Annotated in this window: 27 protein-coding genes; 18 read left to right on the top strand and 9 right to left on the bottom strand. The window is 39.8% G+C overall.

Features of this window, described 5'->3' with window-relative positions:
• Positions 1–535 precede the first annotated feature (535 nt).
• From ACQKEZ_RS08350 to ACQKEZ_RS08310, 9 genes are all read left to right on the top strand, one after another.
• Positions 536–919 (top strand): ATP synthase subunit I, encoded by a 384-nt coding sequence (locus tag ACQKEZ_RS08350; RefSeq protein ID WP_427299837.1) that lies wholly within the window; start codon positions 536–538, stop codon positions 917–919.
• 7 nt (positions 920–926) lie between these two features.
• Positions 927–1661 carry a F0F1 ATP synthase subunit A gene (atpB, locus tag ACQKEZ_RS08345; RefSeq protein WP_427299836.1) on the top strand — a complete coding sequence of 245 codons (735 nt, stop codon included), beginning with the start codon at positions 927–929 and terminating at the stop codon, positions 1659–1661.
• Positions 1662–1715: 54 nt separating this feature from the next.
• On the top strand, positions 1716–1928 hold the full coding sequence (gene atpE, locus ACQKEZ_RS08340) for a F0F1 ATP synthase subunit C (protein ID WP_427299835.1): 213 nt from the start codon (positions 1716–1718) through the stop codon (positions 1926–1928).
• A gap of 125 nt (positions 1929–2053) precedes the next feature.
• Positions 2054–2575, top strand: a complete 522-nt coding sequence (atpF, locus tag ACQKEZ_RS08335) for a F0F1 ATP synthase subunit B (protein WP_427299834.1) — start codon at positions 2054–2056, stop codon at positions 2573–2575.
• Complete coding sequence (locus ACQKEZ_RS08330; RefSeq protein WP_427299833.1) at positions 2572–3117, top strand: F0F1 ATP synthase subunit delta; 546 nt, start codon at positions 2572–2574, stop codon at positions 3115–3117. The genes atpF and ACQKEZ_RS08330 overlap by 4 nt, the downstream gene beginning before the upstream one ends.
• 16 nt (positions 3118–3133) lie before the next feature.
• The gene (gene atpA, locus ACQKEZ_RS08325) at positions 3134–4642 is read left to right on the top strand and encodes a F0F1 ATP synthase subunit alpha (RefSeq protein WP_427299832.1); all 1509 of its coding nucleotides are present in this window, start codon (positions 3134–3136) and stop codon (positions 4640–4642) included.
• 88 nt (positions 4643–4730) lie between these two features.
• The gene (locus ACQKEZ_RS08320) at positions 4731–5594 is read left to right on the top strand and encodes a F0F1 ATP synthase subunit gamma (RefSeq protein ID WP_427299831.1); all 864 of its coding nucleotides are present in this window, start codon (positions 4731–4733) and stop codon (positions 5592–5594) included.
• Positions 5595–5618: 24 nt separating this feature from the next.
• Positions 5619–7040, top strand: a complete 1422-nt coding sequence (gene atpD / locus ACQKEZ_RS08315) for a F0F1 ATP synthase subunit beta (protein WP_427299830.1) — start codon at positions 5619–5621, stop codon at positions 7038–7040.
• Between the two features lie 24 nt (positions 7041–7064).
• On the top strand, positions 7065–7460 hold the full coding sequence (locus tag ACQKEZ_RS08310; RefSeq protein ID WP_427299829.1) for a F0F1 ATP synthase subunit epsilon: 396 nt from the start codon (positions 7065–7067) through the stop codon (positions 7458–7460).
• A 50-nt stretch (positions 7461–7510) separates the two neighbouring features.
• On the opposite strand, the gene ACQKEZ_RS08305 is transcribed toward ACQKEZ_RS08310, so the two are convergent.
• Entirely contained in the window at positions 7511–7978 is a 468-nt protein-coding gene (locus ACQKEZ_RS08305; RefSeq protein WP_427299828.1) for a hypothetical protein, read from the bottom strand.
• Positions 7979–8150: 172 nt separating this feature from the next.
• On the opposite strand from ACQKEZ_RS08305, the gene ACQKEZ_RS08300 reads away from it, so the two are divergent.
• The 6 genes from ACQKEZ_RS08300 (at position 8151) to ACQKEZ_RS08275 (ending at position 13653) form a co-directional block, all read left to right on the top strand.
• Entirely contained in the window at positions 8151–8381 is a 231-nt protein-coding gene (locus ACQKEZ_RS08300) for a DUF1146 family protein (protein WP_427299827.1), read from the top strand.
• Positions 8382–8507: 126 nt separating this feature from the next.
• The gene (locus ACQKEZ_RS08295) at positions 8508–9242 is read left to right on the top strand and encodes a YwmB family TATA-box binding protein (protein WP_427299826.1); all 735 of its coding nucleotides are present in this window, start codon (positions 8508–8510) and stop codon (positions 9240–9242) included.
• A 32-nt stretch (positions 9243–9274) separates the two neighbouring features.
• Positions 9275–10585, top strand: a complete 1311-nt coding sequence (murA, locus tag ACQKEZ_RS08290) for a UDP-N-acetylglucosamine 1-carboxyvinyltransferase (RefSeq protein WP_427299825.1) — start codon at positions 9275–9277, stop codon at positions 10583–10585.
• 247 nt (positions 10586–10832) lie between these two features.
• Entirely contained in the window at positions 10833–11858 is a 1026-nt protein-coding gene (spoIID, locus tag ACQKEZ_RS08285; protein ID WP_427299824.1) for a stage II sporulation protein D, read from the top strand.
• 336 nt (positions 11859–12194) lie between these two features.
• Entirely contained in the window at positions 12195–12896 is a 702-nt protein-coding gene (locus ACQKEZ_RS08280) for a VWA domain-containing protein (RefSeq protein WP_427300527.1), read from the top strand.
• A gap of 82 nt (positions 12897–12978) precedes the next feature.
• Positions 12979–13653: a VWA domain-containing protein gene (locus ACQKEZ_RS08275; RefSeq protein ID WP_427299823.1), complete on the top strand. Its 675-nt coding sequence runs from the start codon at positions 12979–12981 to the stop codon at positions 13651–13653.
• A gap of 44 nt (positions 13654–13697) precedes the next feature.
• Here the strand turns inward: ACQKEZ_RS08275 and ACQKEZ_RS08270 are convergent, their stop codons facing one another.
• Together ACQKEZ_RS08270 and ACQKEZ_RS08265 are read right to left on the bottom strand one after the other, a co-directional pair.
• Complete coding sequence (locus tag ACQKEZ_RS08270; protein WP_427299822.1) at positions 13698–16046, bottom strand: FdhF/YdeP family oxidoreductase; 2349 nt, start codon at positions 16044–16046, stop codon at positions 13698–13700.
• Positions 16047–16129: 83 nt separating this feature from the next.
• Positions 16130–17395, bottom strand: coding sequence for an L-lactate MFS transporter (locus tag ACQKEZ_RS08265; protein WP_427299821.1), 1266 nt, complete (start codon positions 17393–17395; stop codon positions 16130–16132).
• 134 nt (positions 17396–17529) lie between these two features.
• Here ACQKEZ_RS08265 and fdhD point away from each other — a divergent pair, with 134 nt between their 5' ends.
• Both fdhD and moaA read left to right on the top strand, forming a co-directional pair.
• Positions 17530–18318: a formate dehydrogenase accessory sulfurtransferase FdhD gene (gene fdhD / locus ACQKEZ_RS08260; RefSeq protein WP_427299820.1), complete on the top strand. Its 789-nt coding sequence runs from the start codon at positions 17530–17532 to the stop codon at positions 18316–18318.
• Between the two features lie 10 nt (positions 18319–18328).
• The gene (moaA, locus tag ACQKEZ_RS08255; protein WP_427299819.1) at positions 18329–19348 is read left to right on the top strand and encodes a GTP 3',8-cyclase MoaA; all 1020 of its coding nucleotides are present in this window, start codon (positions 18329–18331) and stop codon (positions 19346–19348) included.
• A 920-nt stretch (positions 19349–20268) separates the two neighbouring features.
• On the opposite strand, the gene ACQKEZ_RS08250 is transcribed toward moaA, so the two are convergent.
• Together ACQKEZ_RS08250 and ACQKEZ_RS08245 are read right to left on the bottom strand one after the other, a co-directional pair.
• Positions 20269–20721, bottom strand: a complete 453-nt coding sequence (locus ACQKEZ_RS08250; protein ID WP_427299818.1) for a hypothetical protein — start codon at positions 20719–20721, stop codon at positions 20269–20271.
• 388 nt (positions 20722–21109) lie between these two features.
• The gene (locus tag ACQKEZ_RS08245; RefSeq protein WP_427299817.1) at positions 21110–21604 is read right to left on the bottom strand and encodes an N-acetyltransferase family protein; all 495 of its coding nucleotides are present in this window, start codon (positions 21602–21604) and stop codon (positions 21110–21112) included.
• 127 nt (positions 21605–21731) lie between these two features.
• Between ACQKEZ_RS08245 and ACQKEZ_RS08240 the strand changes: the two genes are divergently transcribed.
• Entirely contained in the window at positions 21732–22619 is an 888-nt protein-coding gene (locus ACQKEZ_RS08240; protein ID WP_427300525.1) for a peptidoglycan DD-metalloendopeptidase family protein, read from the top strand.
• A 91-nt stretch (positions 22620–22710) separates the two neighbouring features.
• Here the strand turns inward: ACQKEZ_RS08240 and ACQKEZ_RS08235 are convergent, their stop codons facing one another.
• The 4 genes from ACQKEZ_RS08235 to ACQKEZ_RS08220 all read right to left on the bottom strand — a co-directional run bounded on the left by ACQKEZ_RS08235 (position 22711) and on the right by ACQKEZ_RS08220 (position 25891).
• Complete coding sequence (locus tag ACQKEZ_RS08235; protein WP_427299816.1) at positions 22711–23058, bottom strand: P-II family nitrogen regulator; 348 nt, start codon at positions 23056–23058, stop codon at positions 22711–22713.
• A gap of 18 nt (positions 23059–23076) precedes the next feature.
• Entirely contained in the window at positions 23077–24285 is a 1209-nt protein-coding gene (locus ACQKEZ_RS08230) for an ammonium transporter (RefSeq protein WP_427299815.1), read from the bottom strand.
• A 192-nt stretch (positions 24286–24477) separates the two neighbouring features.
• Positions 24478–25218 (bottom strand): amino acid ABC transporter ATP-binding protein, encoded by a 741-nt coding sequence (locus ACQKEZ_RS08225; RefSeq protein ID WP_427299814.1) that lies wholly within the window; start codon positions 25216–25218, stop codon positions 24478–24480.
• 10 nt (positions 25219–25228) lie between these two features.
• Positions 25229–25891 (bottom strand): amino acid ABC transporter permease, encoded by a 663-nt coding sequence (locus ACQKEZ_RS08220; protein ID WP_427299813.1) that lies wholly within the window; start codon positions 25889–25891, stop codon positions 25229–25231.
• Positions 25892–25924: the final 33 nt, after the last annotated feature.

The following is a 25924-nucleotide window of genomic DNA, read 5'->3' as shown; positions in this document are numbered from 1 at the left end:
CAAATAAAGGTCATGTATGAAATCCGTACATGACTTTTGTTTTTCAGAAGATTGTTCGCCTTTTTTATATTTAGCAACACATTCTCATCAAGGAAAAGCACATTTGTTGCTGTGATTTATCCTGAAAGAATCGCTTTTTGTACAAAAAGCGAGATGTTTTTAATAAAGTGTGTTGAAAATGTGAACATTCTGTGTGCTCCGTCATTATAGAAAAGTTTTTTAACTTTCAACGGATTGACACATCATAGAGGCTATTGTATGCTAAACGAGGGTATTATGGTAAGGTTTTCATAGCCTATAGCACTCTATTAATCCTCATTGTGAATCCTAAAAAAACCCAAATAAAACAGGTTCATATCAGCGAATGAAGCAGAATCCCATAGATCTTAAGATGTCAAGTCTGATTCCAAAAACAGACAATTGGGTGATTGGTTTTTTTTGAACTGGACTCCTTACTATAAGGGTCTTCTACTCGGGTTTAATCACCATTTTTTGCCTTTTTTCACAATATTCTTCATCAGGAGACAGATATTTAATGGATGATCCTAAACAGATTTTTCGCAGGCAAAGTAAATATATGTTATATCTCTTGGCTATTTTCGTTTTAGGATATGCGCTGCCAAGCTATAAAACAATATTTCTTGGTTTAATTATCGGCACGATCTTCAGTTTCTTTAATTTACTGCTGATTTTGCAGAGAATGCGAGCCTTTGATCACTCCATTGAAACGGGTAAACCTATTCGTTCTCTAGGAAGTGCGGCAAGATGGTGCAACGGACTGATCGCAGGTGCCATTGCTTGGCGCTATCCAGAATATGTTCATCTGGCAGGCGTTGTTATTGGTTTAATGACAATTTATCCTGTCATTATGATAGATTCCTTCATTCAGCTAAAACGCTCTACTACGGAAGAGAGGTGAATACTCTTTGAACCACGGTGCAAGAACAGAAGAATTTCTAGGATTAACATTCAACATGTCCAATGTCCTTATGATCACTGTAGCCAGCATCATTGTATTTTTAATCGCAGTTTTAACGACACGTAGATTGGCAATCCGGCCTACTAAAGCACAAAACTTCATGGAATGGGTTGTTGATTTCGTACGTAATATCATCGGAAGTTCCATGGACATGAAGACAGGTGCCCCGTTTATCGCACTGGGTGTGACATTGCTTATGTACATATTTGTCTCCAACATGCTTGGCTTACCATTTGCCATCACAATCGGGGATGAGCTTTGGTGGAAATCACCTACAGCCGATCCAGGCATTACGCTGACTTTAGCTATTACTGTTGTGGGTCTATCTCATTATTATGGGATTAAACATAGAGGAATGAAGAATTATGTGAAAGGTTTCCTCGAGCCGATTCCGTTTCTATTTCCACTTAAGATAATTGAAGAATTTGCAAACACATTAACGCTTGGTTTGCGTCTTTATGGTAATATCTTTGCTGGAGAAATTCTACTTGGTCTGATTGCGGGATTATCAGTTAATTTCTATGCTCATAACATTGGGCTTGGCATCGTCGGAACGATTGGTGCGATTGTGCCAATGCTTGCTTGGCAAGGATTTAGTTTATTTATCGGAGCCATCCAAGCATTTATCTTCACAATGCTGACAATGGTGTATATCTCACATAAAGTCAGCGATGAACACTAAAATCAAAATTTTCTTGTCCATACACGGACGTAAATTAAAGGAGGAGCTTTATAAATGAGTATGTTAGCAGCAGCAATTGCAATTGGTTTAGCAGCACTAGGTGCAGGTATTGGTAACGGATTAATCGTTTCAAGAACAGTAGAAGGTATCGCTCGTCAGCCAGAAGCTGGAAGAGAACTAAGAACAGTTATGTTCATCGGGGTTGCATTAGTTGAGGCTGTTCCGATCATCGCAGTAGTTATCGCATTCCTTGCATTCTTTGGTTAATGTGTTAAGAACTGCACTATATGAAATGAAATGGCGAAGATCATTCTAGACAGAACCTTCGCCATTCCTTTATGTTTTATTGGTTTCTTAACAATTAACTTGAAGAAGGGAGTTGCCTTACAAAAATGTCACAGTTACCAATGGTACTAGGAGCAGGTGGTGGCGTATTTACAGGTGGGGACATGCTTTTCCAACTTGTAGCTTTGCTTATCTTGCTTGCGCTTTTAAAGAAATATGCGCTTAAGCCTTTACTAGGGATTATGCAACAGCGTGAAGATCATATAGGAAATGAAATTTCAAGTGCTGAACTAAAACGTGAAGAGGCTGAAAAGCTTCTTGAAGAGCAACGCGTGTTATTAAAAGAAGCTAGAGAAGAGTCTCATATGATGATCGAAAATGCAAAGAAACTTGGCGAAAAGCAAAAAGAAGAAATTATTCATACTGCGCGTCAGGAATCAGAGCGTTTAAAAGAAGCGGCTAGAACTGAAATCGTGAAAGAGAAAGAACAAGCTGTTGCCGCACTACGTGAACAAGTTGCATCACTTTCTGTCTTGATTGCATCTAAAGTGATTGAAAAAGAGCTTGATGAACAAGCACAGGAAAAACTGATTCAAGACTACCTTAAAGAGGCAGGCGAAAGCCGATGAGCGTAACAATTGTCTCTAAGCGTTACGCTTCTGCTCTTTTTGACATCGTTCTTGCTTCTTCGGCAGTAGACGAAACTGAAAAAGAGCTAAATGAGATCAAAAAAGTTCTAAAAGCTGAAAAAGAGCTGAATGACTTTCTTGTCCATCCGAAAATCTCTGCAAACAAAAAGAAGACCTTAATTGCTCAAGCTTTACAAGGTGTTTCAACACATGTCTTGCACATGCTCTATTTACTAATCGACCGCCGTCGCACGAATATCATCCCTGAGATGACAGAAGAGTTTGTGAAACTAGCAAACCGTACTAGACTTACAGAGGATGCGATCGTGTACTCAGTGAAACCACTAAGCGGTCCTGAAATTCAATCAATATCTGAAGTATTTGCCAAAAAAGCCGGCGTCACATCACTTCGTATTGAAAACGTGATTGACAAGGATTTAATAGGCGGAGTGAAAATCCGTATCGGAAACCGCATTTATGACGGCAGTGTAAGTGGAAAACTTTCACGCATTGAACGTCAACTTGCAGGCGAAAATCGTTAGAAGGGGTGAAACCTTAGTGAGTATCAAAGCTGAAGAGATTAGCGCGCTGATAAAGCAGCAAATCCAAAACTATCAATCTGAAATTGAAGTAAAAGATGTCGGTACAGTCATCCAAGTAGGGGACGGTATCGCGCGTGTACATGGCCTTGACGACATTATGGCGGGAGAATTGGTTGAATTCTCTAACGGTGTAATGGGTATGGCTCAAAACCTTGAGGAGTCTAACGTAGGTATCGTTATTTTAGGACCTTACAAAGATATCCGCGAAGGTGATGACGTAAAACGTACAGGACGTATCATGGAGGTTCCAGTCGGTGAAGAGCTCATCGGTCGTATTGTGAACCCACTTGGTCAGCCTGTTGATGGCTTAGGCCCAATTTTAACAAGCAAAACTCGTCCAATCGAAAGTGAAGCGCCAGGCGTTATGGATCGTAAATCTGTACATGAGCCGCTTCAAACAGGGATTAAAGCAATTGATGCCTTGATTCCAATTGGCCGCGGACAGCGTGAATTGATCATCGGTGACCGTCAAACAGGTAAAACATCTGTTGCGATCGATACAATTTTAAACCAAAAAGATCAAAACATGATCTGTATTTATGTAGCAATTGGGCAAAAAGAATCTACAGTTCGTGGTGTTGTAGAAACACTTCGTAAGCATGGTGCACTTGATTACACGATTGTCGTGACTGCTTCTGCATCACAACCAGCTCCACTTCTTTACCTTGCTCCTTATGCGGGTGTCACAATGGGTGAGGAGTTCATGTATAACGGCAAGCACGTACTTGTTGTATATGATGATCTTTCTAAACAAGCGGCAGCTTATCGTGAGCTTTCACTATTGCTTCGTCGTCCTCCAGGTCGTGAGGCATTCCCTGGTGATGTTTTCTATCTTCACTCTCGTTTATTGGAGCGCGCAGCGAAGCTTAGTGATGCAAAGGGAGGCGGCTCTATTACGGCATTGCCTTTCGTAGAAACACAAGCAGGCGATATTTCTGCATATATCCCAACAAACGTTATTTCGATTACAGATGGACAGATCTTCTTGCAATCTGATCTCTTCTTCTCAGGTGTCCGTCCAGCGGTAAACGCAGGTTTGTCAGTTTCACGTGTTGGTGGATCTGCCCAAATTAAAGCAATGAAAAAAGTAGCAGGTACACTTCGTCTGGATCTTGCTTCTTATCGTGAGCTTGAAGCGTTCGCTCAGTTCGGATCAGACCTTGATCAAGCCACTCAATCGAAATTAAACAGAGGGGCACGTACAGTTGAAGTTCTAAAACAGGACTTAAACAAACCGCTTAAAGTTGAAAAACAGGTTGCGATTCTTTATGCATTAACAAGAGGATACCTAGATGACATTGCGGTTGCAGATGTAAATCGTTTCGAATCAGAGCTATTCTTATATCTTGATGAAAACCATAAAGACTTGCTTGATACAATCTCTCAAACAGGAAATATGCCTGCTGATGAAGACTGGAAAGCAGCAATCGAAGGGTTTAAACGTACGTTTGCACCAAGTAACTAATTTGTAATCTTTCTGAGAGAAAAAGATTCTCTTTTTCTCTCTTTTCACGTAAATGAACACGGATTCCTGAAAAAAGGTGGTGAATTCTTTGGCCTCATTACGCGATATTAAGTCAAGGATCACGTCAACGAAAAAATCGAGTCAGATCACAAAAGCGATGCAAATGGTTTCAGCAGCAAAGTTGAACAGAGCAGAGAACAATGCGAAGTCATTCGTACCTTATATGGAAAAAATCCAAGAGGTCGTGGCTGCTGTTGCAACAGGAACGAACTCAAAGCATCCAATGCTTTTATCAAGACCAGTTAAGAAGACAGGCTATCTCGTCATTACGTCTGATAGAGGACTTGCGGGACCTTTTAACAACTCGATTTTGCGTGCCGCTTACCAAACCATTCAATCTCGTCATACATCAAACGATGAGTATGCAGTGATTGTCATTGGTAAAATCGGTCGCGATTTCTTCAAAAAGCGCGGTATTCCGGTGATTTCTGAAGTAACAGGTCTTGGAGACGAGGTGGCATTTGCTGACATTAAAGAGTTGGCAAGCAGTACAGTTCAAATGTTCTCAGATGAAGCATTTGATGAGCTTTATATGTACTATAACCATTATGTTAGCGCAATCTCTCAAGAAGTAACAGAGAAAAAATTATTGCCGCTTACTGATCTTTCAGTCACAAAATCAGATAAACGTTCCGCATCATATGAGTTTGAGCCTTCAGAAGAAGAAATTCTTGAAGTCCTTCTTCCTCAGTATGCAGAAAGTTTGATTTTCGGTGCGCTTCTTGATAGTAAAGCAAGTGAACATGCTGCGAGAATGACAGCAATGAAGAGCGCAACAGACAACGCAAAAGAATTAATTGACAACTTAACACTCTCATACAACCGTGCTCGTCAAGCGGCGATTACGCAAGAAATTACAGAAATTGTCGGTGGAGCAGCCGCCTTAGAATAGAAATAATTGTCAGGAGGGAATGCAATGAAAAAAGGACGCATCAGTCAGATCATGGGACCAGTTGTAGACGTTCGTTTTGAAGATGGTCACTTACCTGAGATATATAATGCGATCAAAGTTTCACATAAAGCGGAAAGCGAAAGTGAAGTTGATATCGAATTAACCCTTGAAGTAGCACTACATTTAGGTGACGATACAGTTAGAACCATTGCGATGGCATCTACAGATGGTGTTAAACGTGGAATGGAAGCTGTCGATCTAGGTTCACCAATTTCAGTACCAGTTGGAAATGTCACGCTTGGACGTGTATTCAACGTACTTGGAGAAAACATTGACTTAGATGAGCCATTGAAAGCGGAAGCTCAAAGAGATCCGATTCATAGACAAGCGCCATCTTTTGATCAACTTTCAACAGAAGTTGAAATTCTTGAAACGGGAATTAAAGTTGTTGACCTACTTGCCCCTTACATCAAAGGTGGAAAAATCGGTCTGTTCGGTGGAGCAGGTGTAGGTAAAACAGTTCTTATTCAAGAATTGATCAACAACATCGCACAAGAACATGGCGGTATCTCAGTATTCGCTGGTGTTGGAGAGCGCACACGTGAAGGAAACGACCTTTACTATGAAATGAAAGACTCTGGAGTTATCGAAAAAACAGCGATGGTCTTCGGTCAAATGAACGAGCCACCAGGTGCACGTATGCGTGTTGCGTTAACTGGTTTGACAATGGCTGAGCATTTCCGTGATGAGCAAGGACAGGACGTTCTGTTCTTCATCGATAACATCTATCGTTTTACACAAGCAGGTTCTGAAGTATCAGCCCTTCTTGGACGTATGCCATCTGCGGTAGGTTACCAGCCAACACTTGCAACTGAAATGGGTCAGCTTCAGGAGCGTATCACATCGACAAACGTTGGATCAGTTACATCAATTCAAGCGATCTATGTACCTGCCGATGACTATACGGATCCGGCTCCTGCAACAACGTTCGCTCACCTTGATGCGACAACAAACCTTGAGCGTAAACTGACAGAAATGGGTATCTACCCAGCGGTTGATCCTCTTGCGTCAACTTCTCGTGCACTTGCACCTGAAATTGTTGGAGAAGAGCATTATGCTATTGCGCGTGAAGTACAACAAACACTTCAGCGCTATAAAGAACTTCAAGATATTATTGCTATCTTAGGGATGGATGAATTGTCTGAAGAAGACAAATTGATCGTAAGCAGAGCACGTCGTGTTCAATTCTTCCTATCTCAAAACTTCCACGTAGCTGAGCAGTTTACTGGTCAAAAAGGTTCTTATGTACCTTTGAAGGAAACTGTTGAAGGCTTCAAGGAAATCTTATCTGGTAAATATGATCATCTTCCTGAAGATGCGTTCCGTCTAGTTGGTCGCATTGAAGAAGTGATTGAGAAAGCGAAAGAGATGGGTGTAGAGGCCTAATCTGGTCCTTAGGAGGGTAAAAGCATGAAGACCGTTCAAGTCAATATCGTTACTCCCGACGGCCCAGTGTATCAAGCGGATGTGGAAATGGTCAGTGTGAGAGCTGAAAACGGTGAGCTTGGAATTCTAGCTGGCCACGTTCCAACGGTTGCTCCGCTAAAAATCGGTGCAGTTCGCTTAAAAAAAGGTGACTCAACTGAATTGGTTGCAGTCAGTGGCGGCTTTGTTGAAGTTCGTCCAGACCAAGTGACCATTCTTGCTCAGGCTGCTGAAACATCAGAAAAAGTTGATGTAGATCGTGCGAAAGCAGCGAAACAGCGTGCAGAAGAGCATTTGAACCACCCGAATGAAAGTGATGTACGCCGGGCGGAACTCGCATTAAAACGGGCATTAAACCGTTTGAATGTCGCAGGGAAATAAAACAGAAAATCCTTCTTATCGTGTGATAAGAAGGATTTTTTTATAACGAATTAAAGTAAAGACTGATATAAGGACACGTAAGGATGTGAAGCCTGCTTTTCAAGATAAAGGTTTTCGCAAAATTGTGTGCTATGCCATGTCTTGTTGTTTCGGCGTAAACCTAGTGTGAATTGCTGAGAGGAATCCATATAAGGTTGAACAACCCATTCAGCATCAGAATGATGACGAATGACAACCTCTCCCAAATAGACGCTCATCATCGCTTCGAATACTTCGATCGGCATCTGCCATTCAGCGAACAGTTGATGAGCAAAGGCGTCGAAGTACAGAGATTCTAATTGATACAAGCTTTCCTCAGATGCATCTAAAGAAATGTTATGAAAATGACACAATTTTGCTAACTCTTGCAGTTGTGTCTGTCTATAATCAAAGTAGAACGCAATGGCTTCCCATTCGTAGTCAAAGGTGGGAACGATTTCTCCGTACAGATCAACAAAATCTGGAAATGAATCTTTCAAATGTGTTCAACTCCTTCCACTCGCAGTATAACATCTCCCTATTTGAGAAATAAGTGGAGATTCACGTTAAATATAGTTCATTTTTCCAAATTGATCATCTTTCCATTTTAAGCGGATATAATGAAAGGGAGTTTTCCTTTACATCATCAAAAACAAGGAGGATTCGATTGATATGGACGACTTAGGTCAACAAGCTGTGATCAGCATTGGGGTGCACCTGTGTTTTATTGCAGCCACTTGGTGGGCACTACTTGCAGTCAACATTGAACCGATGATTAAGAAAGGACGGATTGTCCAAGCGAGATTGCTCATGATTTTATTAACCATTGCAATCGCGTCAACCGTTAGTAATTTTTTCCTCGACTATTTAAATTTCTCCAGACAAATCCCTTATATGTTTTAAAAAGTTTTGTCTGTTTTATCACCGGGAAAGAATGAAGAACACATAAAAAAGAATGGGCACTGATAGCTTTTTCCACGTATGCATTCACCTGCTAGCGGCAACAATGGTAGCAAGGGGGAATGACAAGTGAGAAAGTATGTAAAAGGCTGGCCATTATTTGCGTTTATTCTTTTTTTTGTGTTGATCATGCAGGGAGTTCGAGCAGAAGAAACATCGCCAATGTCCCAAATAGCTGAAGGACTAAAAAATCAACAAATTGATATTGAAGGGTGGACCCTTCATGCAAAAACAAACGTATCACTTTCTCAAAAACAATTTTCGCAAAAAGTGAAACGTTTGAAGAGACAACTACGACAATATGAGTGGATTGTAAAAAAAGAAGAACATGTCACAAAAGTCACAGGAACGTTCATTGACGAAAAAAATAAGACAGTTTCGAAAATTTTGTTCGTGAATACCGACACAAAAGACAAATCAAAGTCGTATTTATTATATGAGCAAAAAGGAACTCGCCCACTGAATACCTGGAATAATACATATGATCAATTCGTGCGTCATGCAAAAAGCATCTTACAAGAAAAATTCGTTATTTTTACTTGTCTCGATGGTCATGTAAATGGTATGATGAATGTTGTTTTGCAAAAAAAAGCAAACATGTTAGTTGAAGAGTTTCAAGCGAAACCTGTTGAGTATCTTGTTGAGTCTAACTTTGTATCGATTTCCGCTTACACAGATAAGTGGGAACAGTTCATCATGACTTCAAATCAAAAATTGAATGTACAAATAGCCATCAGAAGTTCGGAAATGAACAAAAAACATACGATTACGGTTGGCACACCAATCGTAACGACTGAATATTAATATAGAGAAATTGGGACGCGGAGGGGAAGACCTTGGAAAAAATCATCGTCCGCGGCGGTCAAAAGTTAAACGGCACAGTCAAAGTTGAAGGCGCAAAAAATGCCGTTTTACCAGTCATCGCTGCATCTTTGTTAGCAAGTACAGAAAAAAGCGTAATTTGTGATGTACCTACGCTCTCCGATGTATATACGATTAATGAAGTGTTACGTCATTTAGGAGCAGAAGTACATTTTGAAAATAACGAAGTATCAGTAGACGCATCAAATGCTCTACAAAATGAGGCTCCGTTTGAGTATGTTCGTAAGATGAGAGCATCCGTTCTTGTGATGGGTCCACTTTTGGCCCGCACTGGTCATTCAAGAGTAGCACTTCCAGGTGGTTGTGCAATTGGTTCAAGACCTATTGACCAACATTTAAAAGGCTTTGAAGCTATGGGTGCAAAGATTCAAGTAGGTAATGGATTTATTGAAGCGGAAGTAAATGGTCGCTTAAAAGGTGCTAAAATCTATTTGGACTTTCCAAGTGTAGGAGCAACTGAGAACATTATTATGGCAGCTGCATTAGCAGAAGGAACAACAATTTTGGAAAACGTAGCAAAAGAACCAGAAATTGTTGATCTAGCCAATTATATCAATGCCATGGGCGGTAAAATTCGTGGGGCTGGTACAGGTACCATTAAAATTGAAGGTGTTGAAACACTTCATGGTGCAAAACACAACATCATACCTGACAGAATTGAAGCTGGAACATTCATGGTTGCTGCTGCGATCACTGAAGGAAACGTGCTTGTAAAAGGCGCTGTGCCTGAGCACCTTACTTCACTCATTGCAAAGATGGAAGAAATGGGTATTCAGATCATTGAAGAAGAGGAAGGTTTAAGAGTCATTGGACCATCTGATTTAAAACCAATTGATCTAAAAACAATGCCACATCCTGGGTTCCCAACGGATATGCAATCTCAGATGATGGCACTATTACTATGTGCGAACGGAACAAGCATGATCACAGAAACTGTTTTTGAAAACCGTTTTATGCATGCAGAGGAATTCCGTCGTATGAATGGTGATATCAAAATTGAAGGACGTTCTGTGATTATCAACGGACCAGTTCAGCTTCAAGGAGCTGAAGTAGCCGCAACAGACTTGAGAGCTGGCGCAGCCCTTGTGCTAGCAGGATTAGTGGCTGAAGGTCATACACGTGTTACAGAGTTAAAACACGTGGACCGTGGATATGTGAACTTCCACCAGAAGCTTGCTGCTATCGGAGCAGATATCGAAAGAGTAAACGAAGAATCAACAGATGCTTTACAACAAGAACAAGTTGTATCAGACTTAAATGCTTAAAATAATCAGTGTGTCCACATGGGCATGCTGTTTTTTTATAGAGTAATAGATCAAGATAAATTGAGAAGCTTATCAATAGTGTATCCGTTTATATTAAATTTTATTCATAAGACTGTAAGGTAAGCATGACTATATAGTTGTACCGAAAAGGAAAAAGGCCTGTCCAATTAATTGAAGAAGCTGTCATATTAGCTTGTCCTTGTCCATAGGATAAAAGAGATTCAATGACAAATGGGGGCAGCCAAATATGAAACCAATGATATGGACAATTGCAGGAATATGCATCATTATTTTAATCATTCCGACCTTGCTTGTGCTACCGACATTTCAAGGGAAAACGACAGCGAACACACAAGCATCAGTTGAATCATCACCACAAAAAAAGGTCAAAGGTGCGGCGAAGCTAAAACAATCGCCAGTCTCCATCCCCGTTTATCGATCAGCCAATCAGCAGGTGGAGAATATCCCTTTAGAGGAGTATGTCATAGGTGTGGTTGCTTCAGAGATGCCAGCTGATTTTGAGACAGAGGCATTAAAGGCGCAGGCGCTTGCAGCAAGAACGTATATCGTCAGACAAATGATAGCAGATAAGGCAGTCAAGTCTCCGAAAGGCTCGCTTGTAGATGACACTCAAATGTTTCAAGTCTACAAAAACAAACAAGAACTTAAAAAAATATGGGGCAAGGACTATGATTGGAAATTGAAAAAAATCACTCAGGCGGTAGCCAGTACCCAAGGGAAAGTACTAACATACGATGATAAACCAATTGATGCTTCTTTCTTTTCAACAAGTAACGGACAGACTGAGAATGCCGAAGCCTATTGGAAAAATGAAATTCCTTACTTAAAAAGTGTCGATAGCAAATGGGACACAGCCTCACCCAAATTCAAAAACACCAAAACAATAAAAGTAACTGAATTTCAACAAAAGCTAGGTGTCACTTTGAACAATTCCGATAAGGTAGGGGATATTACGACTCGGACACCAGGGCACCAAGTAGCGAAAGCAGTCATCAATGGCAAAACGTTAACAGGCAGAGATATTCGTGAGTCATTAGCTCTTCATTCAGCAGACTTCACATGGCAACGAAAGGGCAATGAGATTATCATTACAACAAAAGGCTATGGGCATGGTGTTGGAATGAGCCAGTATGGCGCACATTATATGGCGCAGTCTGGAAAAAAAGTAGAAGAAATCGTAAAACATTACTATCAAGGGATTAAGATCGAATCGGCAGATCACTTTCTCAACACATATATGGCAAAAAATTAAGTGAAAAGGTGTCCTCAACAAGGGGCATCTTTTTTTTTATGAAGGGTGTTTCAATAAATTTGAATAGAATGTGTCAAAATTGAGTCATAAGGCGCATCGCAGGAAATCTTGAACAATTATGTCCCGACAAGCACTCACGACTGATACAAAGTCTTTCGAAAGAAAGAGAAATTGTAAGGGAAAATCAATCATTGGGTGTAAGTAACTAGACATTTTACAGGTTTTTAGTGATTTAGATGAAAGGGAAAAAGGGATCGTGTCCTATATCAATCAGTCGCATAATCTTTTACGATAAAGATGTTTCAACTAAATACATAAGGAGGCAGGAAAAGCATGATGAAAAAAATGTTTACACTCGTAACTCTAGCTGTATTGGCATTATCAATGTCAGTCTCTTCACCAGTATTTGCTGAAGAAGCAGCAGCCAAGAATCCAAAGACAGATAAAGATGTGAGAGTCACAATTTTGCTTGATGCAAGTGGAAGTATGGCAAGAAAAGTAGACGGAGAGCGCAAATTTGATCTAGCAAAACAAGAGATCTTCAAATTTGCACAATCCCTTCCTGAAAATGCAAAAATTCGTATGAGCCTTTTCGGTTCTGAAGGTAACAACAAAAACTCAGGGAAATTCCAGTCTTGTGAAGTCATCAGAGGTGTATACGGTGTACAGCCTTATGACCAGCAAAGCTTTGAAAACTCACTGAACGGTCTTGGACCAAACGGCTGGACACCGATTGCAAATGCACTTGAAAGCGCTAAGCAAACAAATGAACAGCTACAAGAAGGAACACAACATATTGTTTACTTAATCACTGATGGTGAGGAAACTTGTGGTGGTAACCCTGTTCAGGCAGCAAATGATTTGCAACAATCAAAAGGATCTACTGTAGTCAATGTCATTGGTCTTGACTTTAATGAAGGCTATGAAGGTCAATTGATCCAAGTAGCTAAAGCAGGAAAAGGAACTTACTATCAAGCGAGCACTGGCAAAGAAATTGAATCGATTTTAACTGCTGAGTCACTAAAATTGCATGAATAGTTAGAAGAAATGCCAAGGGAAACGATTTAAACTGTCGTTTCTCTTTTGCTGTCCAAGTATATGAAAAAGGAGTGTCGTGATTATGAAAAGAAATATCATTCTGACCATTTTAGCAAGTTTGGTGTTGTTACTTTCATCACCAGTACATGCTGTAATGAAAAAGGAGCCTGCACATGTTGTCATCTTATTAGATTTAAGTGGCAGTATGGCCCAATCAATTGATGGAGACAAAAAGATCGACATTGCCAAACGTTCTATCCAAAGCTTTGCAGGTATTCTATCTGATGAAACGCAAGTGCTGCTTCGCGTATTTGGTCACGAAGGGAATAATAAAAATGCTGGAAAAGCTGTTTCCTGTGGAAGTTCAGAAGCTGTATATGGTTTTGCGACATATGAAGAATCAACATTTGAAAATGCGTTGAATCTATATGGACCAACAGGATGGACGCCATTAGCGAAAGCATTAACAGATACAAAAGAAGATTTTCAAAATAACACAACTTCTGGTAAAAACATTGTGTATGTCGTGAGTGATGGACAAGAAACATGTGGAGGTAGCCCATCTCAGGCGGCAAAAGGGTTACATGAAGAAGGTGTTGAGACAATCGTTAATATCATTGGTTTTGACGTGAATCAACAGGAAGCAAAGCACTTGCAATCTGTAGCTAAAGCAGGTGGAGGTCAATATCAGCCAGCAGCAAACGCAGATGAATTAAACGAAATTCTGCAAAAAGAAGCACAATCTCTAGGGAATTAATCAAAAGATCGGCAAGGCTTATATGAAAGCCTATGCCGGCTTTTTTAATTCAAGGTGGTTTCTAAATCATCAATTCGCTTTTCTACATAGTTCTGATCTTTTCGTGCATGAAATGTTTCTGCTTTTTCTAAAATAGCGGCTGTATTGTATTCTGGAATCTGCGAGTGGCTTTCGTATATTCCTTTTGGAATTAAGACATTACCCTCAGGCCAATATACGGCAATGTTACCACGTTGAAGCTCTCCGAATTGTGCAACGCCTTGGTATGAACCAAATTGATTAAACAACACAACAGGATCACCCGCTTGAATGTATAATTCTTTAGCATCCTTCTCGTTAATGAGAATAGAGTGGCGGTTTCCGCCATTAAAAGCATCTTTATCGCTGTAAATCATAGAGTTGAACTGTTTACCACGTCTTGTTGTCACATTAAAATGCCCTTCTGATTTTCGATACTCTGGCAACTCAGCAGGGAGCAAATACCCTTTTCCATCAGAAGTAGGACAAATACCATCTTCACAAAGCCAAGCGCCACCCCATTGAAAGACATCTCCTTTTCGGTGCAAATGCTGAATTCCATCATAATTCCGATTAGCAACGGCAATCTCTTGACGTATATCTTTAGCGTGATCAAAATGAATCAACTCTGCATCTTCAGGTCGAACTCGTTTCGCAAGATCGATATAGATCTGCCACTCAGCTCTTGCTTCCTCAATACGAGGACCTTCAATCTCAGGGCTAAAATAGACCATCCGTTCTGTGCTTGTAGAAGTACCGCCACCTGGCTGTTCATATCTTGTCATTGCTGGAAGAACGATCACCGCTTCCTCTGCTTCAACAAGCGTGGACGTATTAAGAATAATATCCTGATGGACACGGATTTCTAGCTCGGATAATGCCTTCTCAATTGCCTCAGGGTTTGGCATTGTTTCTAAAAAGTTCCCACCGCTTGTGAAAAGCATTTTTAGTTTTTGAGGATGTTCTTTAGGAAGCGCCATTTTTTCAAAAGACTGCCCAATTGTATCTCCGTGCCATTTTGGAATATCGAAGCCCCAGATGTTTTCTATTCTTTTAATGTTCTCTTCGTCAAAATCACTTCCAGGTAGAACAAAGGGATCAGCGCCCATTTCTCCAGAGCCTTGAACACCACTATGCCCACGTATTGGCATAACACCACAATGTTTTCTTCCGATGAAACCACGTAACATTGCAAGGTTTGCTACTTGTGAGATATTGTCAGTAGCAAAACGATGCTGAGTTAAACCCATGCTCCAAATAAAAACACCAGATTTGGAATGAGCTAGCAACACGGCAAACTCTTTCATTCTCTCTTTTGATAATCCAGATGATGCCTCCAAATCATCCCAGTTTAATCGTGAAACATGTTGTTGAAGTTCATCAATTCCAGTTGTATGCTCTTGGATAAATGCATGATCTAGAGCGGAATGTGATGCTTGATGTTCCATTTCAAACCAGTGTTTCATCACACCGTTCATAAATGCAATGTCACCACCGATATTGACCTGAAAAAAATCATCAGCAATTTTTGTACCAAAGAGAGCACTTTCAGGGATAGATGGTACCCAATATTTTTCCATAGCAGGCTCTTTATATGGATTAATGACAATAATCTTAGTTCCTTTTTTCTTTGCCGCATACATATACTTCGTTGAAACAGGCTGATTATTAGCAGCAACGGAACCCCAGAAAATGAGGATGTCAGTTCCAATCCAATCGCTATAATTACAGCTAGAAGCCCCTATGCCAAGCGAGCGTTTGAGTGCGGTTTTGCTAGGTGAATGGCAAATACGTGAAGCGTTATCAATGTGGTTGGTTCCAATAAATCGTGCTGCCTTAGCGGCAGTATAATAAACTTCATTTGTAATGCCTCTAGCGGTCAAATAAAAGGCGAGCTGATGTTTATCAATTGTTTTGATTTTAGAAGCAATTTGATCTAAGGCATGGTCCCAAGAGATTCGAGAGAAAGCATTTTCGCCTTTTTTTCTTATGAGGGGATAAGGGATACGTCCAAGTTTTCGAAGTGCTGTACTATCCATCATTTGAAGTTTTTGAATATCTGTAAACCACTTTGGATCAATCGCTGGCATTGTATTTAATCGAAGCACATTTAATCTTGTCGTACAAATATGTGGTCCTGTTAGAGTTTGATCGTATAGACCTGATACACCAAGAGCACATCCGTCACAAACACCTTGAGTTAAGATACGGTAGGCATAGGGAAGATTATCTTTGTTCTCCCAAGCTACTTTTATTGTGTCTCTGATATGCTTAGGCTTGACTTTGCCAAGACCCATAGGTGTAAAGGAGGCCCAGAGCTTAGGCGAGGGCTTTTTATTGAGTTTAATAGGCCCTGTGTGTTTTGTTTTCCCCATAATTTCATCACCCTCCTTAGAACTTTTTAAAACGGTTTCATATCTAAAAATTACCTGTAGATCGCTGTGCTGTCAAATCCAAATTAAGTACGTGAAGAAATTGTTGAAGTTGAAATGGTACTCAATTTCTGAAGTTGCTGTATATCTTTCCTGATAAGCAATGAGATGAGGAGTGCAATCAAAAATAAACCTGAGAAGACCATAAGGCTTTGAGTGTAGCCGCCTGTAACATCTCGTATAAATGATGAAAATAAGGGTCCAGCTAAGCCAGCGGCAGCCCAAGCTGTGAGAATATAACCATGAATTGCACCGAGCTGTTTCGTCCCGAATAAATCACCAATATATGCTGGTATTGATGCAAAACCTCCACCATAGCAAGTGTATATGATCGCCATAATAATAGAGAAAATGATTGGCTCTTTTAAATAAGGGAGTAAAGGAAATGCAATTAATTGAATACTAAAGAAGATTGTATACGTATTTGGCCTGCCAATATAATCAGAAAGGGATGCCCACCCGATTCTCCCCATCCCATTAAAAGCACCTAAAATACCGACAAGAGCTGCAGCGGCTCCAGCTGTTAACCCAGCACTTTCTTGAGCGAGGGGAGAAGCAACTGAAATAATGGCAATGCCGCATGTGATATTGATGAAAAGCATCAACCATAGGTAATAAAAACGTCTCGTTTTCATTGCTTCATTAGCAGTCAGTTGAGATAAATCTTGTTGAACTTTCCCGTGAACTGACTTTTTAGCAACGAAGTTCTCTGTGTAATCAGCAGGTGGAGGTGCTAAATAAAGAGAGGACAACAACATGATGATAAAATAAGAGATCCCGAGAATATAAAACGTGTTGGCGATGTTTACTTGTTCAATTAAAAATTGAATAATAGGACTGCAGATGAGTGAGGCAAAACCGAAACCCATAATAGCTAACCCAGTGGCAAGCCCCCTTCTGTCAGGGAACCATTTTACTAAAGTTGAAACTGGTGCAATATAACCCACCCCCAGACCAATACCAGCTAGAACACCATAAAACAAATAGAGTAATGGCAGAGAGCCAAGCTGTATAGCAAGTCCGGATCCAGTAATGCCAATTCCGAAAAAGAAAGCAGCAAATAGACCGGATGCTCTAGGACCATGCTTCTCAACAAAGTGACCCATAAAAGCAGCTGACAAACCTAAAAATAAGATTGCAATGCTGAAGGTTAGACTAATTTCTGTTAGTGACCATTGAAATTGTTCACTTAAAGGATTGGTGAAAACACTCCAAGAATAAACGGAGCCTATGGATAAATGAATTCCAACGGCACTAATTGCGATAAGCCAGCGGTTCTTAATTTTGTTCATAGTTTGACCTCCATATCCCTCATTTTAAAAGTCTGTTAATATAGTAATATGTTACATTTTTCTCACTTTTTAAAATAATATCATAATTTGATTGAGGGTCATATCTAAAGTTCAGTTGGAGGGGAGATCAACGAATGGAGCCTTTTATTAAAAAGAATTGGACAATTTATCAATATCATGCTGGTAAAATTGTTCGACAATCGGATGAAGTCGTTGGTGAATATCCATTAACAGTTATTGTGAATGATGAGGAATTTGTCACTCTTGTTTGCTCTCCAAATAACTTGAAAGAATTGGTGATTGGTTTTTTAGCTTCAGAAGGTGTCATACGATTTCAAAATGAAATCAAAAGGTTTACAATAGATGAAAGTACGGGTTTTGCTTATGTTGACTTATTTAATCCAAATGGTTTTCAAACGTCAGATTTCACGAAAAGAGTAATAGGTTCATGCTGTGGAAAAGGAAGGCATTTTTATTTTCTTCAAGATGTCAAAACGGCTAAAACTGCAGTTGGTTCAATTCAAGTTTCCGCCAAAAAATGTTTGTATTTAATAAAAAGACTGCAAAATGCTAGTCAGTTATTTCAGCATACAGGCGGTGTTCATAACGCTGGTCTCTGTGATACAGAAGAACTTTTATTGATGAGAACAGATATTGGTAGACATAATGCTTTAGATAAAATATACGGACATTGTTTGCTTAATCAAATCTCAGTAAGAGACAAGTTACTCGTATTCAGTGGGCGAATCTCTTCTGAAGTCTTGTTAAAAGCAGCGAAGCTAGGTGTATCGATCGTCATTTCCAAATCAGCGCCGACTGAACTTGCGCTAGAAATGGCAAATGAGTTAAATATAACGACAGTTGGATTTGCGAGAGGTGAATCTTTTAATATATACACTCATCATCATCGTATTACAGAATAGGAGGCAAAGCATGGTAAGTATCTTAGATAAGAGAAACCGACCATTGCGCGATTTAAGAATATCAGTGACTGACCGCTGTAATTTCAGATGTACTTACTGTATGCCTGCCGAAATTTTCGGTCCGGATTACCCCTTTTTAGAAAAAGAAGAACTTCTTTCTTTTGAAGAGATTGAACGACTTGCAACGATTTTTGCGAAAGACTTAGGTGTGGTCAAACTCCGTATTACTGGAGGGGAGCCTTTAATGCGAAAGGATTTGCATGTTTTAATAGAACGTCTTGCTGCGATTTCGGGTATTGAAGATATTGCAATGACTACGAATGGTTCGCTTTTACCTGTATATGCAGAGAGATTAAAGCAAGCGGGTCTTCAGCGTGTAACGATTAGTCTTGACTCGCTTAATGATGAACGATTTAAAAAAATGAATGGCCGCAATATTTCTGTTAATAAAGTCTTAAGAGGTATTGATGCTGCGAAAAAAGCAGGATTAGCTATTAAAATAAATATGGTTGTTCAAAAAGGTGTAAATGAACAAGACATCCTACCGATGGCGAGGTACTTCAAGGAAAAGGGACACATTCTTAGATTTATCGAATTCATGGATGTTGGCAACACAAATGAATGGAACTTTGATCATGTCGTAATGAAAAATGAGATATTGGATAAAATTGGACATGAATTCCCTCTGATTTCGGAATCGGCAAACTATGTTGGCGAAGTTGCAAAACGTTACTTCTATAAAGATGGAACAGGTGAAATAGGTATTATCTCCTCGGTATCAGATGCATTTTGTGGGCAGTGTAACCGAGCGAGACTCTCTGCGCGAGGTGAGCTGTTTACGTGCCTATTTGCTTCATCTGGTGTTGATATAAAAAAGCTTATCCGTTCAACAAATCAGGATCAAGTGTTATCTAAGCAACTAAAGTCGATTTGGTCTAATAGATACGATCAATATTCAGTTGATAGAGGGCAAGTCAACGGGCAAAGAACAGGTCGAAAGAAGGTAGAGATGTCCTATATTGGTGGCTAATCTAATCAATGAACTGACAAGTGGATTCATTTCTTGCTTCCATGTGCTTTACAGGATACCACGAGGAATTTGAGATGAAAAATAGGTGAAAAGGATAAATTGATAGGGAAAATGATTTTTTGGATGAACCGTTGTAAATGCCATAAGTTAAGAGCACAAAAGAAAAACAGCAGAAAATCTGCTGTTTTTAAAATGTCATTTTTGAGATGATAATATCGAAAATATCAATAGAAAATGTCCTTTTGGTGATAAATAGCAACTTTACTTTTCATTTCGCTATGTTATGATGATCTCATTCATCACCAACTGATTTTTTTCACCCCGAGAATTTGGCCTTTGTATGCAAGTTCTCGAAGTACAAGACGGATAGGGGATGAATTCTTAATGCAGTGTATTTCATCACAAACTGCTGTCATTTCTTTTCTTTTTTGTCAAGTATAGCCCCTAGCCCTCCTGCGAAAATTAATTGTGTATTTCCAATTAATCAAGTCTTCTAGCTGGCCCTAATCTTGATCAAATTCTCCAGTTGTTAATAAAGTATCGCTTTACTTGCTCCTAAAAACCCACTAAAACTGCATTTGAGGCAGTCTTTGTTTGATTTGTCATTTCTCATCAGCCTCATTTAAAGACTAATTATTAGGATTAGCAAGTCGGAAATTATTTTGTTTCTCTATAAATGGTCTGAAATCTAAACTATCAGGATTTGTTCGCTTATTTTTGTTGTTATACTGTCAACTGTTTCTGTACAGATAAACGTCATTTTAACTCGTATATGAAATCAAAACCCTTTTTTATTTCGTGATTATTACGATTTGAATTGTGACTGGATAAAAACTCTTTGTAAACCTGCATTTAATTAAGCATATAAAAGGGGACACCAAAAAGTCTCGCTATCGATACCCCCTTAGTAATTAAAAAAATTAAAAGAAATCGTTGAGTTCTACCTCATCGTTCATGTCCTCGTCGTAATCATTATAAATATTTTCTTCATACTGTGTTTCGTTAGGACTTTCAAGAAAAAAGGCAAACCCACCAATAAATATAAAAAGGAAGATCGTTGTGATAATGGTGAGAATAATTGAAGCTATACTCGAAATGGCGTACAGTGCCTGCATTTTGATCATTTTAGAATATTGCTCTAATAGGTCCTCGAAAGGTGTATTTGGCTCTAGAATAATTTGTTCAGCTGCCTTTACAGATTGCTGTACATGAATTCCACCCATGATTAGAAATACGCCCAGTGCGGCAGGGAGAATCAGCCAAAATCCGACGAGAATAGATAACCCACCTAAAATAAAAAGAAAGATGCTACATATCTTTCCCCATTTCGAAATTGAAGTAAGAGACTGAATCATTTTATCAGTTGTTTGCACAGTGTTCACTCCTTGTTCGGTTACATTATCTATCATACTTGAGTGAGTAATGTTTTAGGAAGACGAAATTTAAGAAGTGACTAATTTTGTGAAGATGAATATTCACTTATAGAAACTGAATTTGTTTATCTGCAATTATATGAGTCATACGTTTAATAACTATTTGTCATTAAGAGAAAAGTAGTGAATGTTTCACCTTCTAAATATGGTGTTAAATGTAATGAAATGAGAGGTGAGAACTAAAATTTTATAGTGGAATCATCAAAAATGTTATTTATTGCAATCGAATTGGTTATTATTGCGGTTTAATAAAACAAATTATGGAAGGCTTCAGGTTTCATAAAAAAAGCGCCTCTTGAAGAGAAGACGCTCGGGGGGCATTGAGTGTTTATAGCTCTTTTCCTAAAATAGCAAGGTCATATTTGTTGCCATCCATTTTTGCTACTTGTGGTAAATATCCCCACTGCTTGAAGCCGTATTTTTTAAATAATTGAATGCTGGCTTTGTTGTGACCAAAAATAAATGCAAGTAATGTGCGGATGTTGAGTGAAGGAGCTAATTCAAGGGCTTCTTTTAGAAAAAGAGACCCGATACCTTGTCCTCGATAATCTTGATTCAGGTAAATGCTGATTTCTACTGTTCCGTTGTATGCTGGTCTGCCATAAAATGTTTCGAAACTTAGCCAGCCATAAATTGTGCCATTGTCGTCTGTCTTCACATAAAGTGGTCTCTTGTCAGAGTGGTTTAAAAACCAATTTCTCCGTTCTTCCACTGTGACTGGCTCGGTATCAGCAGTTACTTCTCTTGATGCGATGGTCGAATTGTAAATATCAACTATGGCTTTGAGATCGTCTTCTGTTGCGATTCGGTTAAATGTTTTCATCTGTGACCTCCGTTTTTTTATATAAATCATACATAATTTGTGCGTGTTTGCGCAAAATAAAAAGAAAAATGATTTCATGTGTATATATTTTCTGAAAAGTGTTCAGAATGTTGCTGAGGTGATGAAAATGAGAGAGGAAGAAAAGAAACGTACTTCCAAAATCACAAAAATGCAACAATTTTTCCGTAAGCGTTGGGTATTCCCTGCCATTTACTTGGTGAGCGCGGCGGTCGTATTAACAGCGGTACTCTGGTACCAATCCGTATCAAAAGATGTGAAGGACCAATTGTCAGACGGTAACAAAACAACACAGGAACAACGTGACGATGCCGTTGAAGTTGGTAAGCCAATTGAAAATGTTGCCATGCCGGTTCAGAATTCTGATAGTATCTCTGTTGTGAAAAAGTTCTATGAAGCAGATGCTGAACAAAAAGAAAAAGAAGCAGCACTTGTAAACTATAATAACACCTACACCTTAAGCAAAGGTATTGACCTTGCAGATAAAGATGGCAAAGTGTTTGATGTCACGGCTGCTCTTAGTGGAACTGTTGTTCAAGCGAAGAAGGATCCCGTCCTTGGCCATGTTGTTGAAATTGAGCATGAAGATGGTTTGTCTACGGTGTATCAATCGTTGTCTCAGGTCGATGTAAAAGAAGGCGATGAAGTGAAGCAACATGCTGTGATCGGATCTTCTGGTAAGAATTTGTATGGTGCAGAAAGTGGAAACCATGTCCACTTTGAAATCCGTAAGGAAGGTTTAGCGCTAAATCCACTCAACTTTATTGACAAGCCGGTTTCAACTATTGAAAAAGCGGCTCAAGAAGTGACAGAAGAGGCGAAAGAGCCTGTTCAGCCAAAAGCTGAAGAAAAGGAAAAAGAGCCTTCTTCTGAAGAAAAATCAAAAGAAGAATCTGAAGAAAAATCAGAGAAGAAAGATGAATCTTCTGAGAAAGATAAGTCTTCAGATCCAAAATCGAAGGATAGTAGTCGGTCAGAAGAGACAAAACAATCGTAATGTCTTTCTATCCGAAAATACCCTGCGTGATGCGGGGTATTTTTTTTGTATCCATAAAAATATCCTCCCCATTGAGTGGAGGATATTGGTGTTATAGTCCAGCAGGACCTTCTTCTCCTGTCCGAATATTAATGGTGTTCTCTATTTCATATATAAAAATTTTCCCATCCCCTGGTTTGCCTGTGCGTAGGACTTTCTGAGCGGTTTCGATGACTTGTTCCACAGGCACTTTGCTGAGCACGATCTCTACTTTTAAGCGCTCGTATACGTTGCTTTCTTTTTTAACCCCTCGATATAATTCTGTATGCCCCTTTTGTAAACCACAGCCATGTACATTTGAAAACGTGATAGAGGTTATGCCAATTTTTCCAAGCTCCACCTTTAGTGTTTCAAAATTAGCTGGTCGTGTGACAATTTCCACTTTATACATTTTGCTCATAAAGACACCCCATTTCTTTTAATCTTGATAGGCTTTTTCACCATGCATTGTTAAATCAAGACCAATTGATTCTTCTTCTTCGGTTGCTCGAATTTTGAGAAATACATTGACCACTTTTATGATAACGTACGTCATGATTGCAACAAAGGCGTATGTGGCAACAATGGCAACGATTTGTTTCCAAAGTAGACTTGGGTCTCCATAAAATAATCCGTTTGCGCCTCCGTCATTGACAGAAGTTGTTGCGAATAGACCTGTGGCAATGCCTCCCCATGTACCGCCAATCCCGTGTAATCCGAAGGCATCAAGTGCATCATCGTACCCAAGTTTTGCTTTAAGGGTGAAAATGCCCCAGAAGCAGACGATTCCGCCGATGATTCCTATGATGATCGAAGCGAATGGTGTGACGAAACCAGCAGCAGGTGTAATGGCAACTAGGCCTGCGATTGCACCAGATATTGCACCAAGCATCGTTGGTTTTTTATTTGTAACCCATTCAACCAATAGCCAGCCGATGATCCCTGCAGCAGCAGCTGTGTTTGTATTGATGAAAGCATACATCGCTACGCTGTTTAGGGTGAGTGCACTTCCAACATTGAAGCCAAACCAACCAAACCAAATAATTGCACCACCAAGTAATGTGTATATTAAGTTATGTGGTGATGAGCTAGAGGCTTCTTTTCGTTTGCCAAGTACGATGGCAATGACTAGCCCAGCAACACCTGAGGAAATGTGTACAACATTACCGCCGGCGAAATCGAGTGCGCCCATTTCACCAATCCAGCCACCGCCCCAAACCCAGTGTGCTACTGGTGCATATACGAATGTGACCCATAGTAATGTAAAGACAACAACGGCTGAGTAGCGAATGCGCTCTGCAAAAGCACCCGAGATGATCGCCGTTGTTAAAACAGCAAATGTCATTTGAAACATCATAAACAATGAATGCGGAATGGTCTCGCTATATGAACCAGGTTCGAAGCCGACCCCTTTTAGTCCAACCCAGTCAAATCCTCCAATTAACGCATTCCCTGGTGCGAAGGCTAAAGAATAACCGAACAAGATCCAGACAATTGACACGATAGCTAGTGAAGTTAAGCTATGCATTGTTGTACTTAGTACGTTTTTTGTTCTGACGAGTCCCCCATAGAATAATGCGAGACCCGGTGTCATTAGCCACACGAGTAATGCACAGAAAAACATAAATACCGTATCACCCATTTGCATGCTACATTCCCCCGTATAATTCAGAATAGATTGAGTTCTTAATTCTTTATTATAGAGAGAAAAGTAATATATAACATATTTATGTTAGTTTATCTAACATGGTTTTTGGTTATTTTAAATATAAATGGATGAAAAGTTCGTTAAAAATGAGCACGAACGTGAGATTTTCTGTAAAAATGAAGGGCGTTTGTCCTATAGAATTGAACTCAGAAAGAGTTTTGTTCGTTCCTCACGTGGGGAATCGAATAGCTCTGTCGGTGTCCCTCGTTCAATGATTCTTCCGTCATGCAAATATACAACCCGATCAGCTACTTCTCGTGCAAAATTCATTTCATGAGTCACGATGATCATGGTCATGCCCTCTTTTGCTAATGCTTTCATGGTTTGTAGCACTTCTCCAACAAGCTCAGGGTCGAGGGCTGATGTTGGTTCGTCAAATAACATGACATCTGGCTTCATGGCAAGTGAGCGGGCGATGGCGACTCGCTGCTTTTGGCCTCCGGATAATTTAGATGGAAAGACGTTGGCTTTGTCTTTTAGTCCGACCTTTTCTAAAAGCTGAGTACCTTCAGCGATGGCGATATCTTTTTTTGTCTTTTTGACCATAATGGGTGCCTCGATAATATTGTCTAAGACGGTTTTGTGAGGGAAGAGGTTGAAGTGCTGAAATACCATCCCTATTCTTTGTCTCAAGTGATTCAAATGATCGCGTTTTGGATGAACTGGGTTGCCGTCGATGATAATGTTTCCGTCATCTTTCATTTCTAAAAAATTTAAGCATCGGAGCAAGGTGCTTTTTCCTGAACCGCTCGCGCCTATTAACACGACCACGTCATTTTCGTGCACAGTCAGGTTTATGTCCTTTAACACATGAAGGCTTCCGAAAGTTTTATTTAAGTTCTCAACACGAATGATTTCTTTATGTTCTGTCATGCTCTTCCTCCTATTGATCGCTTGCCGAAAGCTTTTTTTCAAAGGTCTGGACAGCAAATGTTAACAGAAGTACAAGGATTAAGTAGTAGATGGCGACCACAAGTAGATAAGTCATATTGTCAAAGCTGTTGGAGCCTTGAGTGGTTGCCACATTAAACAATTCATTGACACTAATGAAGGCAGCGAGTGATGAATCTTTTAGTCCGATGATAAATTGATTTCCAAGTGGTGGTAGTGCTCGTCTCATTGATTGAGGAAGGATAATGCGCCTCATGGTCAAAAAGTGGCTCATGCCAAGAGATCGCCCGGCTTCCTGTTGACCTTTGTCGATAGATTGGATGGCTCCACGAAAGATTTCTGCAATATAGGCACCATTGTGAAAGGCAAGAGCAATAGAGGCGGCCCAAAAATCAGGGATGTTTAATTCAGTCAGGCCAAAGTACAAAATGAAAATTTGTACAATCAGTGGTGTGCCTCTCACAAGGAAAATATAGGCGTTAGCCAAATAAATGAATGGTTTGAGTCTAGAGATTTTCAGCAGTGCAAAGAAGAGGCCAATGATCATTCCTATTAAAATGCTAATGACGGTTAATTGAAGAGTCAACAGCATTCCTTCAAAGAAGATGCCTCTAGAATCAATCAACGTTTGGAAAAAGTGTGATAGGCTAGGCAAAATCAATCATCTCCATTTGAAGAAAGTGCGCCT

The sequence above is a fragment of the Bacillus sp. NPDC077027 genome, assembly GCF_050269555.1.
Classification (GTDB): Bacteria; Bacillota; Bacilli; order Bacillales; family Bacillaceae; genus Bacillus.
The sequence above is the reverse complement of the archived record's forward strand: the minus strand, read 5'-3'. Positions and strand labels throughout refer to the sequence as shown.

Excerpts from the sequence above, each read along its gene's own strand:
- atpF (WP_427299834.1), top strand. The coding sequence starts at position 2,054 with ATGTCACAGTTACCAATGGTACTAGGAGCAGGTGGTGGCGTATTTACA.
- ACQKEZ_RS08330 (WP_427299833.1), top strand. The coding sequence starts at position 2,572 with ATGAGCGTAACAATTGTCTCTAAGCGTTACGCTTCTGCTCTTTTTGAC.
- ACQKEZ_RS08270 (WP_427299822.1), bottom strand. The coding sequence starts at position 16,046 with ATGGGGAAAACAAAACACACAGGGCCTATTAAACTCAATAAAAAGCCC.
- atpE (WP_427299835.1), top strand. The coding sequence starts at position 1,716 with ATGAGTATGTTAGCAGCAGCAATTGCAATTGGTTTAGCAGCACTAGGT.
- ACQKEZ_RS08265 (WP_427299821.1), bottom strand. The coding sequence starts at position 17,395 with ATGAACAAAATTAAGAACCGCTGGCTTATCGCAATTAGTGCCGTTGGA.
- moaA (WP_427299819.1), top strand. The coding sequence starts at position 18,329 with ATGGTAAGTATCTTAGATAAGAGAAACCGACCATTGCGCGATTTAAGA.
- ACQKEZ_RS08280 (WP_427300527.1), top strand. The coding sequence starts at position 12,195 with ATGAAAAAAATGTTTACACTCGTAACTCTAGCTGTATTGGCATTATCA.
- atpD (WP_427299830.1), top strand. The coding sequence starts at position 5,619 with ATGAAAAAAGGACGCATCAGTCAGATCATGGGACCAGTTGTAGACGTT.
- ACQKEZ_RS08225 (WP_427299814.1), bottom strand. The coding sequence starts at position 25,218 with ATGACAGAACATAAAGAAATCATTCGTGTTGAGAACTTAAATAAAACT.
- ACQKEZ_RS08300 (WP_427299827.1), top strand. The coding sequence starts at position 8,151 with ATGGACGACTTAGGTCAACAAGCTGTGATCAGCATTGGGGTGCACCTG.
- fdhD (WP_427299820.1), top strand. The coding sequence starts at position 17,530 with ATGGAGCCTTTTATTAAAAAGAATTGGACAATTTATCAATATCATGCT.
- ACQKEZ_RS08310 (WP_427299829.1), top strand. The coding sequence starts at position 7,065 with ATGAAGACCGTTCAAGTCAATATCGTTACTCCCGACGGCCCAGTGTAT.
- ACQKEZ_RS08275 (WP_427299823.1), top strand. The coding sequence starts at position 12,979 with ATGAAAAGAAATATCATTCTGACCATTTTAGCAAGTTTGGTGTTGTTA.
- ACQKEZ_RS08245 (WP_427299817.1), bottom strand. The coding sequence starts at position 21,604 with ATGAAAACATTTAACCGAATCGCAACAGAAGACGATCTCAAAGCCATA.
- ACQKEZ_RS08230 (WP_427299815.1), bottom strand. The coding sequence starts at position 24,285 with ATGCAAATGGGTGATACGGTATTTATGTTTTTCTGTGCATTACTCGTG.
- ACQKEZ_RS08240 (WP_427300525.1), top strand. The coding sequence starts at position 21,732 with ATGAGAGAGGAAGAAAAGAAACGTACTTCCAAAATCACAAAAATGCAA.
- spoIID (WP_427299824.1), top strand. The coding sequence starts at position 10,833 with ATGAAACCAATGATATGGACAATTGCAGGAATATGCATCATTATTTTA.
- ACQKEZ_RS08350 (WP_427299837.1), top strand. The coding sequence starts at position 536 with ATGGATGATCCTAAACAGATTTTTCGCAGGCAAAGTAAATATATGTTA.
- ACQKEZ_RS08235 (WP_427299816.1), bottom strand. The coding sequence starts at position 23,058 with ATGAGCAAAATGTATAAAGTGGAAATTGTCACACGACCAGCTAATTTT.